13 protein-coding genes and 2 tRNA genes are annotated in these 12,368 nt (G+C 44.6%); 5 read left to right on the top strand and 10 right to left on the bottom strand.

Annotated features, from left to right (window positions below; genetic code table 11):
• The first annotated feature begins 29 nt into the window (after positions 1-29).
• Positions 30-398, top strand: coding sequence for a YajD family HNH nuclease (locus Q8J82_RS04325; RefSeq protein WP_305327962.1), 369 nt, complete (start codon positions 30-32; stop codon positions 396-398).
• A gap of 62 nt (positions 399-460) precedes the next feature.
• On the opposite strand, the gene hflX is transcribed toward Q8J82_RS04325, so the two are convergent.
• The 4 genes from hflX to Q8J82_RS13270 all read right to left on the bottom strand — a co-directional run bounded on the left by hflX (position 461) and on the right by Q8J82_RS13270 (position 3,256).
• Positions 461-1,789, bottom strand: a complete 1,329-nt coding sequence (gene hflX / locus Q8J82_RS04330; RefSeq protein WP_305327817.1) for a GTPase HflX — start codon at positions 1,787-1,789, stop codon at positions 461-463.
• A gap of 176 nt (positions 1,790-1,965) precedes the next feature.
• Entirely contained in the window at positions 1,966-2,406 is a 441-nt protein-coding gene (locus Q8J82_RS04335; RefSeq protein WP_304891915.1) for a hypothetical protein, read from the bottom strand.
• Positions 2,384-2,968, bottom strand: coding sequence for a nucleotidyltransferase domain-containing protein (locus tag Q8J82_RS04340; RefSeq protein ID WP_304891914.1), 585 nt, complete (start codon positions 2,966-2,968; stop codon positions 2,384-2,386). The genes Q8J82_RS04335 and Q8J82_RS04340 overlap by 23 nt, the downstream gene beginning before the upstream one ends.
• A gap of 120 nt (positions 2,969-3,088) precedes the next feature.
• The gene (locus tag Q8J82_RS13270) at positions 3,089-3,256 is read right to left on the bottom strand and encodes a DUF1016 N-terminal domain-containing protein (RefSeq protein WP_370868625.1); all 168 of its coding nucleotides are present in this window, start codon (positions 3,254-3,256) and stop codon (positions 3,089-3,091) included.
• A 245-nt stretch (positions 3,257-3,501) separates the two neighbouring features.
• On the opposite strand from Q8J82_RS13270, the gene Q8J82_RS04345 reads away from it, so the two are divergent.
• The 3 genes from Q8J82_RS04345 to Q8J82_RS04355 all read left to right on the top strand — a co-directional run bounded on the left by Q8J82_RS04345 (position 3,502) and on the right by Q8J82_RS04355 (position 5,375).
• Positions 3,502-3,666: a hypothetical protein gene (locus tag Q8J82_RS04345; RefSeq protein ID WP_304891913.1), complete on the top strand. Its 165-nt coding sequence runs from the start codon at positions 3,502-3,504 to the stop codon at positions 3,664-3,666.
• An 18-nt stretch (positions 3,667-3,684) separates the two neighbouring features.
• Positions 3,685-4,002 carry a hypothetical protein gene (locus Q8J82_RS04350; protein ID WP_304891912.1) on the top strand — a complete coding sequence of 106 codons (318 nt, stop codon included), beginning with the start codon at positions 3,685-3,687 and terminating at the stop codon, positions 4,000-4,002.
• Positions 4,003-4,283: 281 nt separating this feature from the next.
• Complete coding sequence (locus Q8J82_RS04355) at positions 4,284-5,375, top strand: hypothetical protein (protein ID WP_304891911.1); 1,092 nt, start codon at positions 4,284-4,286, stop codon at positions 5,373-5,375.
• 157 nt (positions 5,376-5,532) lie between these two features.
• On the opposite strand, the gene Q8J82_RS04360 is transcribed toward Q8J82_RS04355, so the two are convergent.
• The 6 genes from Q8J82_RS04360 to recA all read right to left on the bottom strand — a co-directional run bounded on the left by Q8J82_RS04360 (position 5,533) and on the right by recA (position 11,446).
• A tRNA-Arg gene (locus tag Q8J82_RS04360) sits at positions 5,533-5,609 on the bottom strand.
• 66 nt (positions 5,610-5,675) lie between these two features.
• Positions 5,676-5,769 (bottom strand) — tRNA-Ser (locus Q8J82_RS04365).
• A 190-nt stretch (positions 5,770-5,959) separates the two neighbouring features.
• A complete protein-coding gene (locus Q8J82_RS04370) occupies positions 5,960-7,186 on the bottom strand; it encodes an aspartate kinase (protein ID WP_304891910.1) in 1,227 nt (408 codons plus the stop codon).
• Between the two features lie 58 nt (positions 7,187-7,244).
• Positions 7,245-9,893 (bottom strand): alanine--tRNA ligase, encoded by a 2,649-nt coding sequence (gene alaS, locus Q8J82_RS04375; RefSeq protein ID WP_305327818.1) that lies wholly within the window; start codon positions 9,891-9,893, stop codon positions 7,245-7,247.
• 33 nt (positions 9,894-9,926) lie between these two features.
• Positions 9,927-10,397: a recombination regulator RecX gene (gene recX / locus Q8J82_RS04380; protein ID WP_304890589.1), complete on the bottom strand. Its 471-nt coding sequence runs from the start codon at positions 10,395-10,397 to the stop codon at positions 9,927-9,929.
• A gap of 20 nt (positions 10,398-10,417) precedes the next feature.
• The gene (recA, locus tag Q8J82_RS04385) at positions 10,418-11,446 is read right to left on the bottom strand and encodes a recombinase RecA (RefSeq protein ID WP_305327819.1); all 1,029 of its coding nucleotides are present in this window, start codon (positions 11,444-11,446) and stop codon (positions 10,418-10,420) included.
• 268 nt (positions 11,447-11,714) lie between these two features.
• On the opposite strand from recA, the gene Q8J82_RS04390 reads away from it, so the two are divergent.
• Positions 11,715-12,332 carry a CDP-alcohol phosphatidyltransferase family protein gene (locus tag Q8J82_RS04390; protein WP_305252034.1) on the top strand — a complete coding sequence of 206 codons (618 nt, stop codon included), beginning with the start codon at positions 11,715-11,717 and terminating at the stop codon, positions 12,330-12,332.
• Positions 12,333-12,368 lie beyond the last annotated feature (36 nt).

The raw sequence follows: 12,368 nt of genomic DNA on the forward strand, positions 1-12,368 counted from the left end.
GAATGCCTCAAAATAAGGAGATTCCACTTATGGTCAATCACACTCCGAACCAAGCGCGACTTGACAGTATAGTTGCAGAAGCACGTCGTCATAGTTCTGAGCGTGAAGCAAAGTATCGTGAACGAGCGCTTAAGCTGTACCCATGGGTTTGTGTGCGATGCGCACGCGAGTTCTCTGGCGCACGTCTGCGTGAGCTAACAGTTCATCATAAAGATCATAATCACGACAACAATCCGCTTGATGGCAGTAACTGGGAATTACTCTGTATCTACTGCCATGAGAATGAGCATGCACGCATTCTGGATGAATCGTTACGGGGAAGGGTTATTGGTGACCAGGCGCCAGTGGCAACCCATAATCCCTTTGCGAATCTACAGGAAAAATTGAAGAAGAAGTGAACTGGTTGTTGAATAGCGGCTAATGCCTATTTAACGTGATTGGATCAAAAGCGCTGACTTCATCACATCTCACTAACCTGCTCGCGCAGACTTTTGATCGAACCTGGCTCGCCGCGAATTCTAAAGAATGCGCCTTCGGTATCTGAGCGCTCCTCCAGTACCTGACAGCTTGCGTAGATTTCTCCGCGCAGTTGCTGTGCCGTCCAAGGAAGAAAAAGCTCAGCCTCAATCAGATCTTGCTGGAAAAACGCGACGATTGTTTGGTGTAGCTTGGCAACATCATCAGGTCGACGAGCACTCATCACCACGCAATCTGGATACTTAGCCCGCAAAGTCGCTTCACGTTCGGCTTGCGCCGTCGCATCGCCTACGTGGTCGATTTTGTTGAAAACGCGGATGCGTGGCACAATGTTCGCGCCGATTTCCTCAAGCACTTCATTGGTGACCTCAAGCTGACGCTCAAATCCAGGATCGCTTGCATCAATGACGTGTAGCAACAGTGATGCATCAAGTGCCTCGTCTAGCGTTGATTTGAATGAGGCAACGAGGCCGTGGGGCAGGTTTTTGATGAAACCTACTGTGTCGCTGACGAGCACTCGCGGTACGCTTTCCGGGTGAAGTGCCCGCACTGTTGTATCAAGTGTGGCGAAGAGTTTGTTTGCAACCAGCACCTCGCTTCCCGTAAGTGCGCGCATCAAGGTTGACTTGCCGGCATTCGTATAGCCAACGAGCGCCACAACAGCAAGCCCCTGTCGCTCTTGCCGACGGGCGCGCTGTGTGTTGCGTTCGACATCCATCGCGATAATCTCCTGTTGAAGTTCGGCGATACGGTCACGGATCTTGCGTCGGTCTAGTTCAGTGTGCGATTCTCCGGCTCCCCGGCCGCCTTCGCCACTGCGTTGCCGCCCTTGCGGTCCAGCAAGTTTCGCCGCCTCGCGCAGGCGCGGCGCCATGTAGCCAAGGCGGGCGATTTCTACCTGGGCGCGTGCTGCGCGAGATCGGGCATTGCGGTGAAAAATTTCGAGGATGACCATAGTCCGGTCCATCACCTCGCAGCCGACCTCAAGTTCAAGGTTGCGCGCCTGTGATGGTGAGATTTCGTGGTCGACCAAGAGGGTGTCAATATCCCAATCATTAGGCTTGGTATCTATTTCTTCGGATTCGTGGTTCACAAAGTCGCGTATTTCCTGCCGCTTACCCAAGCCAAGGTAGGCCGTCATGTCAAAGCCGGAACGTTTTTGCACGAAGGTTCTGACGACTTCGTATCCCAGTGTTTTTGCGAGCTCACGTAGCTCATTCAGTGACGCCTCAAACTCGACATCGCTCACGCTAGGCAGTTGAACTGACGCTACAACGGCGTATCTGGATTTTTCTTTGACTTCTTTTTGCATTAGGAGATTGCATCTATTGAGAGGGTGAAGCCAGATAGTACCTGAAAAGTAATGGTCGCCAGCATTAGACGTGTATAAATAGCAAGCCAAGTTGAGCTAAAAATGTTTGCGGACAAGTTGTCTGGCGCTGCTACATTACTTATAACGCCGCTACTCACACTTAGCCGTTTTGGTGCTTATACTAAATCCGTTCGATTAATCTTTATCCAATCAAGCACGAATTGATATAAATTTTCTGCCTGCTTAATGCACTCAATCACCGCTTGGTCGCTAACCGGATCACCTTCATAATCACTGATATTTCGTTGCTTGCGTAGGCCGTCTAAAATAATTACGGTGCTTTGAGGCAAGCCAATGGTCGTCGGCAATGTCTGAATAGCAGTTTGATGGTGCCCAGGTTGACTGGTAGATGTTCTATAGCCATTTACCCATAGTGCCACCATCGCGCATTGCATAATGCATTTATAAGCAGCATCGAACCTATTTTCTCCGCTGACTGCACTGATGTGTGCATCTGCGATGTTACGCTTGGCTGCTTCCAGCAAACGCAACGCAGCCTCACGCGTAACGGCGTGCACTTGGAGTTGATTTATTTTAAGTAGATTGTCTAAGCTCATTTTCAGTACCAATTATAAACAACTTCGGCTTAGCTAACACTTCATTAAGGAATGAATCGTTATTTTTAATGCGACGTTCAAATTCTTCTGCTGAATATACCGCTGGATTTATTTCACGCTGCAGGATAGCCTGAGTAGGGTGCAATAACTGTACGGCATCGCCAAAACTTAATGAGCCGATGATCATTATATCTACGTCACTACTAGATTGTTGCTCGTCACGCGCAACCGAGCCGAATACAAATGCGACACTTATTTGATCTTTGACGCTAATCAATACCTTTGCTAACACATCAGCCAAGCCTGAGGTTTTACGGAGAATGCTGGCTAACTCTTCGTAGATTGGACATGCAAGATCGGCACTATAATGTACCTGGTTGCCAACCTTCTTGCTTTGCAATATGCCACCAACTGTTAGTTTGGCAAGCTCTTTATGTAGCGTACCAGGTGCAGTATTGGTGAGCCTGGCAAGCTCGCGCACATGATAGCTGGCATTAGGGTTAAGCAATAGCAAACCTAAGACACGCTTTCTGTATTCACTGAACAAAAGGGATGATAACAAGACGTTTCCTTTATGGCTTCAAATGTAGCTAATTATGCTACGTTATTGTTAGCTTATCAAGCTTTGATTTAACACCCAAGGCAATTGTCCAACAGGCTGCTGGATAATTTCGGCATCCGGTCATGCCTCAGCAAAAGCGCGCATGTACATCATATTTGCGCGTGAAACTCCCTTCATACAGGGAAATACCGTGCGCAGATCATGCGCCAACTGCTCAATCACTTTGGCACACCAGCCCTTTTTGGCCTGCCGATCTAAAATGTCGCGATCAATATTGACTTGATGTATTGCTTTATTACCAAATAAATCAGACTATAGCCGTTATGGAATTACTAAAGAACAGTACGATAGACTTGCCTCTGAAGAATGAATGGCCTTCAGAGCCGGAGCTTCCATTTTTTGCGCTTTGTGGCGGATTGAGAACGCCCTACTCTCCAATGGGGTTGCAAAAAAACTTCAGAGAAGAAAGCTCTGCAAGCTTTATCGGGAAATCAATACAATACCCCTAAGGATTTACCCGGTACGGTTTAGCGATGAAGAAAAATTCGTTACTACAACAGAATCCACATCTTGCTAATGCAAAACTCTATGAGCAAGCTTTGCGTATCAATGTGCTTTCATCTATAGCAATTGAGGGCGTGAAAAAATCTGCCGAAAAAGCGCTCTCACCTTTTAACCTTAAATCGGTAAAACGATAAGTTTATGCCAGCGTATTTTTGAGCAATTCCCGCAATAACACTTTTCCTTTTTCGGTGAGCCTATATTGTTGCAAGCGACTATTCGGCTTATCGGGTAGTCGATACAAAATACAACGCCAAGCATTAAGCGAATGGTTGGCTCGTGCTAAAAATGTAGTCATCATTGAATTAGGTGCAGGGCTGGATATTCCTACTGTGCGGAATTATGGCGAGATGATAGGCTGGCCGTTGATTCGCATTAACCCACGTGATTCAGACCTAGGGTCATCTTCAGGGGTAAGTTTGCCAATGGGCGCGTTAGATGGATTAAAAGCTATTTGTTCCGCGCTGAAATGACTATGTGATTCTATATGTATACGTTGCGTCATCATCGCTGGCCGTTGATACAAAAAGAACAAGTGAATGATACATAGTAGAAAATTTGATAATTACCCAGTTAAGCTCTATTCCAATTTGATTGAGTGGTTGCGTACGATTAGTATGCGCTCAGCACCTGCTCAACAGTGGATAGCGACTATCGTGTCTGCGAAAGGAGTGCGTGAAGAGGAAATCGAGAGGTCAGGATTATTACAATTTCTTGTTGAATTTGATGACGCGCATAAATTAACAAAGAGCAGTTGCTAGATATAGCAGCAGAAGGATTGTCTGCATGCCAATTCACGCTCAAAACAGAACGCTCGACAACTTATCGTCCTGCGTTGCAGTCGGCCGCTTTCTCAAGCGAAACCATTCCACAAAAGGTTCTCGATACTTTTTCTGATGCTGAGATTGTCAGCTGTCACAAGCTGGTATCTTTTAATTACAAGGTGGTTAGACTTAAGTTTGCGGGGATGTTTGGTTGTGGTGAAAACAGGGTTGTTTTTGATGAGCATTGGCACCGATTCAAGCCTTATAAAGACTATATAAATGCTGTGGATGCAATAGATTTTCTCTACACAGTTGCAGCGGAGAGGTTTAGTGCATATAGCAGCAAGTCTCCTCACAATTATTATGAGCGATATTCATTGCTTGGCAAAAATAGTAGCTACAAAGAATGGGTCGTATGTCTGCCAGATTGGGCTGAGACCTTTGAGAACTCGCATTTTGACCTCAAAAATCTAGTCTTGCATATTCGCACCTCTGAATGGAAAGATACTAAAGATCAGCCATTGTTATTGATTGATGAAATTCAAAGTGACTGGCATGCGCTTGGCCGAGATAATGGGTATTACGACATTGCCACTATATCGGATGAGGGTAGTGATGCTGCGCCAGAAGCGCCGTTTAAAAAAGAATGGCATGAATTAGGCATTAAGTTGGCTGTTTGGATTGCACTACAATCAGGCCATCGCCGAGTTGCTTTTACAGCTGGTAATGTTCATAAATCTCGCTATGGGCGAGACCTTGAAGGGTTTCACTTACTTTATGATCAGCTTATTCCTAAAGCGCTGGCTAAATTAGCCGCTAAATTCAAATGTAGCCTAGAGCCGGGGCTAATTTTAATTAGCAAACCAACCGATACTATTCGTTTTAAAAGTGGCACTGGGTGGGAATTACGTAAGCAGGGTAAAGGTGAAGATATTCAAATCATCAAAAACCAAGTGGTTGCCATGCGCTATTTGGAAAGTCGTGGGCAAAAGAAGTCGGAAGAAGTGCTGGTTTTTGAAATATCGCTTGAGCTTGCGGATTTGGTGAAAAGTAAAGGCTTACCGTTGTTCGGTTGGTGGTGAATGCTCATAAATCTCTGCGAAGCTATACCCCGCAGTATAGATGCCATATGAGTATATGACTTAAATCTTTTTAGGACGAGATTAGGACGCGGAAAGCTAGAAAGACAAAAGGCTCACAGTCGTTAAACTGTAAGCCTTTGTTTTTATTGCCGGTATTTGGTGCGCCCGGAGCGATTCGAACGCCCGACCCCTTGGTTCGTAGCCAAGTACTCTATCCAGCTGAGCTACGGGCGCATGGGCAGTATTATACAACATACTGCTAATTTCTTAAAGTAAAAAACACAGTTTTTAAGTTAAAACTGGCGGAGAGCGAGGGATTCGAACCCTCGATACAGATTTAAGCCCGTATGCTTCCTTAGCAGGGAAGTGCCTTCGACCACTCGGCCAGCTCTCCGTTTATTAGCAACAGTTGCCAGCATGCTGGCTTAGTAGTGCTTATCAGTTTTTCTGATTTTACTTACGCTTCAACTAATAATTCTTAATTGAGGCGCGATATTACTTGATAAGCACTCAAAAATCAATGGCATAATCAATCAAAAGCTAAATCAAGAACTGTAGCTAATTATTTAATATTGAAATTAAATTTAAGCTTCTTCTAGCTCAAATGCTTTGTGTAGTACACGTACCGCTAGCTCTAAATATTTTTCATCTACAACTACGGCAATTTTAATTTCTGATGTGGAAATCATTTGTATGTTGATGCCTTCTTCAGCCAGAGTGCGGAACATCTGGCTAGCGATGCCTACGTGTGAACGCATGCCAACACCTACTACTGAGACTTTAGCAATTTTGTCATCGCCACTGATTTCGCGTGCGCCAATATGCCCTTGAACTTTGTCACGTAAAATATTCAAGGCTTTGTTCATTTCGTTTTTGTGCACGGTAAATGTGAAGTCAGTTGTACCATCTGCACCGGTATTTTGAATAATCATGTCGACATCAATATTGGCATCAGCAATTGGGCCTAGAATTTGGTAAGCGATGCCTGGTTTGTCTGGCACGCCTAGTACGGTGATTTTGGCTTCATCACGGTTAAATGCAATGCCTGAAATAATGGGTTGTTCCATGTTTTCTTCTTCCTCAAATGTAATCAGTGTGCCATCGCCTTCGTCTTCAAAACTGGAGAGCACACGCAACTTAACTTTATATTTTCCTGCAAATTCAACAGAACGAATTTGTAGTACTTTTGAACCTTGGCTGGCTAACTCAAGCATTTCTTCAAAAGTGATTGATTTTAGGCGGCGCGCCTCAGGCACCACGCGAGGGTCTGTCGTGTATACGCCATCTACGTCTGTGTAGATCTGACATTCGTCTGCACCTAGCGCGGCGGCTAGCGCCACACCAGTCGTATCTGAACCGCCACGACCCAGCGTAGTGATGTTGCCGTTTTCATCTACACCTTGGAAGCCAGCAACGACGCATACATAGCCAGCATCTAAATCTGCTTTAAGGTTGTGTTGATCAATGTTGAGAATGCGAGCTTTAGTGTATGAGTCATCAGTTAAAATTTTAACTTGGGCACCAGTATAGCTTTTTGCTTTGATGCCAAGCTCAATTAAAGCTAATGCTGTTAAGCCGATAGTCACTTGTTCGCCAGTTGAGACAATCATGTCTAATTCGCGCGGATCAGGCTCTGCCATGAGTTCCTTGGCTAGCGTAATCAACTTGTTGGTTTCGCCAGACATAGCTGATACTACCACCACAATCTGGTGCCCCATTGCTTTATAACGCGCTACACGTCTGGCGACATTACGGATGCGCTCTGGGTTGGCAACTGAAGTGCCGCCATATTTTTGTACGATTAATGCCATTTTTTGCTCTTAAATTACATGATTAAAGTTTAGTTAAATTAAATTTAGTTGTTATGGGTTAACTGATTTTACTCGCAACCCAGTCTTTTACACTCGCCAGTGCTTTTGGTAACTGGCTAGCATCGATACCGCCTGCCATGGCCATATCTGGCTTGCCGCCACCTTTGCCACCCACTTGCTGTGCTACAAAATTCACTAATTCCCCCGCTTTTATTTTAGCGATTAAATCTGCAGTGACACCTGCTGCTAAGCTGACTTTCCCATCATTGACGCTTGCTAGGACAATGGCGGCTGATTTTAGTTTGTCTTTTAGCTTATCCATCGTTTCGCGCAATGTGTTTGTATCAGCACCTTCTAGCGTTATGGCTAATATTTTTATACCAGCCATTTCAATGGCTTGTGTCGCTAAATCATCACCCTGTGATGAAGCTAATTTAGATTTTAAACGCGCTAATTCTTTCTCTAATGATTTTGCATGATCACTCAATTGCGCAACCTTATTAGCAATCTCGTTAGCAGGCGCTTTAAGCTCGCTCGATAGCTGAATGATTAACGCTTGTTGTGTATTGATGAGCTTGAATGCACCGTTACCGGTCGTTGCTTCTAAACGACGTACACCAGCAGCCACGCCAGATTCACCGATGATTTTGAATAAGCCAATGTCCCCTGTTCTTGTAACGTGTGTTCCGCCACATAACTCCCGACTTGAACCAATGTCCAGTACACGGACTTCATCGCCATATTTTTCACCAAACAGCATCATTGCGCCTGTTTTTTGTGCAGATTCAATATCCATCACGCGAGCTTGCGTTGGAGCATTGGCAAGAATTTCCGCATTTACAATGGTTTCAACCTGAGCAATTTCCGCATCGGTCATGGGTGCGTTATGCACAAAGTCGAAGCGAGTTTTTTCGGAGTCAACTAATGAACCTTTTTGCTGCACATGCTCGCCTAATGTTTCGCGAAGTGCTTTGTGCATTAAGTGTGTGGCTGAGTGATTGCGCATGATATTTGCGCGCGCAGTTAAATCTACATTGGCTTTTAAAAAATCACCAATCTTAAGGATACCTGTTTTTAAAATACCATGATGGCCGAATACGGCGGCTTGAATTTTTTGAGTATCTTCAACAGCAAAAATACTGTTATCGCTTTTTAGTGCGCCGCTATCACCAATCTGCCCACCAGATTCTGCATAGAAAGGTGTGTTGTCTAACACTACAATACCCTGTTCGCCTTCTGTGAGGAGGTTCACATTAATACCATCTTTATAGAGAGATAAGACTTTGGCTGTTGCCTCTAGCGTGTCATAACCTTTGAACTCAGTATTGACGCCACTATATTCAAGGTTAACTGCCATTTTGAATTTGCCAGCAGCCCGAGCTTGTTCTTTTTGGCGAGTCATCGCTGCATCAAATGCAGCGCTATCTACGGTAACATTGCGCTCGCGGCAAATATCTGCTGTTAAATCAAGCGGGAAACCGAAAGTGTCGTGTAGTTTAAATGCAAGGTCACCATTGAAGGTTGAATTGCTATCTTTATCCATAATGGAAAGCTCAGTTTCCAGAATTTCCATGCCATTTTCAATGGTTTCAAAAAAGCGGTCTTCTTCATTTCTAAGTATGTCAGTGATGCGTTTTTGTTCCGTTTTAAGTTCAGGGTAAGCATCACCCATTTCACGAATCAAGTCTGCCACTATTTTATGGAAGAAAGCAGTACGCGCGCCTAGTTTGTATCCATGACGAATGGCGCGACGAATGATGCGGCGTAGCACGTAACCCCGGCCCTCATTGCCAGGAATTACGCCATCAGCGATTAAGAAGCTACAAGCGCGGATATGGTCAGCCAGTACTTTTAAACTCGGGCTAGATAAATCCGATATTTTGGTTTCACGCGCTGCGGCTGTGATTAAACCTTGGAAAATGTCAGTTTCGTAGTTGGCATGTACATGTTGCAATACGGCGGAAATGCGTTCCAATCCCATGCCGGTGTCTACAGATGGTTTTGGTAATGGATGCATCACACCCGCTTCATCGCGGTTGAACTGCATGAATACGTTATTCCAAATTTCGATGAAACGGTCGCCGTCTTCATCTGGACTGCCCGGCGGGCCGCCAAAATGGTGGTCGCCGTGATCGTAGAATATTTCGGTACAGGGGCCGCATGGGCCGGTATCACCCATCATCCAGAAGTTGTCAGAAGCGTAACGAGCCCCTTTGTTATCGCCAATGCGAATGATACGCTCTGCAGGCACGCCTATTGAGTCGTGCCAAATGTTATAAGCTTCATCGTCATCAGCATAAACTGTGACAGTGAGTTTTTCTTTTGGCAGTTTGAAGACTTCAGTGAGCAATTCCCAAGCGTAGGCAATCGCTTCTTCTTTGAAATAATCGCCAAAGCTAAAGTTGCCCAGCATCTCAAAAAACGTGTGATGGCGAGCAGTGTAGCCGACATTTTCAAGGTCGTTGTGTTTGCCGCCCGCCCGTACACACTTTTGGCTGGATGTGGCGCGGGTGTAGGGGCGTTTATCAAATCCTAAAAACACGTCTTTAAATTGGTTCATGCCTGCGTTGGTGAATAGCAGAGTAGGGTCGCCGTGAGGTACAAGCGAGCTGGACGCTACGATTTGATGGCCTTTTGATGCAAAAAAGTCGAGAAACGCTTGGCGGATTTCGTTGCTAGTTGGGTTGCTGCTAAGTTTAATTGTCATTGTTTAGTTGTCGTTGGATTTAATTCACACTGCTTAATTATCACTGGCCTGTTCGTTTAATACTTTTTTGATTACATCAAAACCAAAACCACGGCTTTGTAAAAATCGTGCCTGTTTTGCCCAATCTTCACGACTACCAGGGCTGGCTTTAAATTTTTTGCGACATACTTCACGTGCGTTATCTAGTTCATTTACTTTTATTTCTTCAACGGCGTTGGCAATTAAATCATCCGCCACACCTTTTTCACGTAATTCATTAGCAACGCGTGTGCTGCCAAACTTTGATTGCCGTGCATGCACTAATTGTTCGGTAAATCTTGCGTCACTTAACCAGCCACGTTTTTTAAAATCATCCAGTATTACCGATATTTTATCATTGGCAGAGCTGTCATCGGATTCTTCTGCAAAAGACTTGAGTTTTTGCGCGAGTTCAAAATATGAATACTCGCGCTTACCCAAATAATCAAGCGCTCGCTGCCTTAGACTTTTTGGTTTAAATTCTATTATGCAGCCTCGTTATTGGTTTAGTCTTCTTCAGAGCGTACTGCTGGCATTGCTTCGCTTAACGATTTCATGTTGGCGCGAATTTTTGCATCAATCTCATTGGCGATTGCTGGGTGAGACCTTAGATATTCACGGGCATTATCTTTACCTTGACCGATTTTTTCGCCATTGTAGCTATACCAAGAACCTGCTTTTTCAACCAGTTTCAAATTGGCGCCAAGTTCAATAATCTCGCCTTCGCGTGAAATACCTTCGCCATACAGAATATCAAATTCAGCTTGTTTGAATGGTGGAGCGACTTTGTTTTTAATGACTTTTACACGGGTTTCACTACCGATGACTTCATCGCCTTTTTTAATCGCACCCGTGCGACGTATATCTAAACGAACTGATGCGTAGAACTTGAGTGCGTTACCTCCAGTGGTAGTTTCAGGATTGCCAAACATCACGCCAATTTTCATACGGATTTGGTTAATAAAAATCACCATGGTATTGGTACGCTTAATATTACCTGTAAGTTTGCGTAAAGCCTGACTCATTAAGCGAGCTTGTAAGCCCATATGAGAATCACCCATTTCACCTTCAATTTCGGCACGTGGAGTCAGCGCTGCCACTGAGTCAATGACTACAATGTCAACAGAGCCTGAACGCACTAGCATGTCGACAATTTCTAATGCCTGCTCACCAGTATCTGGCTGAGATATAAGCAAATCTGGAACATTCACGCCTAGCTTAGCTGCATATTGCGGGTCTAAGGCATGCTCGGCATCAATAAATGCTGCAACTCCACCCGTTTTTTGCATTTGTGCGATAACAGATAGCGTTAATGTTGTTTTACCGGATGACTCAGGGCCATAAATTTCAATCACGCGACCGCGCGGCAAACCGCCGATGCCCAAAGCAATATCAAGGCCTAATGAGCCGGTAGAAACGGCTTGAATATCTTCGCCAATATCGCTATCACCCATGCGCATAATGGAGCCCTTGCCAAACTGCTTTTCAATTTGCGCGAGTGCTGCGGTGAGTGCTTTGCTTTTATTTTCGTCCATGTGTCGCCCTTGATATTTGTTGCTAAGTTAATCGCATGATTATTCCATAAATTCGCCCCTAAAGTAAGGCTCTAGTAGCTTTAGATTGCGATTAAATGTGAATTTAGTATGTGATTAAGTAATTGTAAATTATTGTTTTTGAGGTAAATGTAGTGACATCTAAATGCTGGTCCCAATTAAAATCGAGTGCTTACGTATAGTTTAGCTTTGAATCGTGTGCAATGGCATAATGCTTCTTGAATAAAAACAAATGAATAAGGAATTTATTTTGCCTTCAGTCTACGATTTAAAACCACGATTTCAAGCTTTGCTAAGGCCAGTTGTGAATGTACTTGCGCACGCAGGCATTACTGCAAATCAAGTGACGATAGCGGCGGTAATCTTATCTTTTATTGGAGGAGCATTAATCGTTTGGCAGCCAAACGCCGCATGGTCTTTGTTGATTCTGCCTTTGGTGCTGTTTCTGCGCATGGGCTTAAATGCCATTGATGGCATGCTGGCGCGAGAACATGCTCAGCAATCGAAATTGGGCGCGATATTGAATGAGTTGGGTGATGTGGTTGCAGATGCGGCGCTTTATTTGCCACTGGCATTGCTATCAAATATATGGCCGATACTAGTAGTGATAGTGGTTTTATTAGCAACTATCAGTGAAATGATGGGCGTGGTTGCTGTGCAGATAGGCGCAAAACGCCAGTATCAAGGCCCTATGGGTAAAAGTGATAGAGCATTTTGGTTAGGTGCCATGGCTCTCGCATTGGGACTAGGCACCCCGTTTGGTGCTTGGGTGAATTGGCTATTGATGGTTGTGGTGCTGTTGTTACTAGTGACCATAATAAACCGTGCCAAAGGAGCGTTGAAAGAGGTAATACAAAGTAAATCATAAGCAGTTTTTGACTAGAAATGTAAAGGGCCCGTTAGT

It is taken from the genome of Methylotenera sp. (assembly GCF_030684185.1).
In the GTDB taxonomy this organism is placed as follows: domain Bacteria; phylum Pseudomonadota; class Gammaproteobacteria; order Burkholderiales; family Methylophilaceae; genus Methylotenera.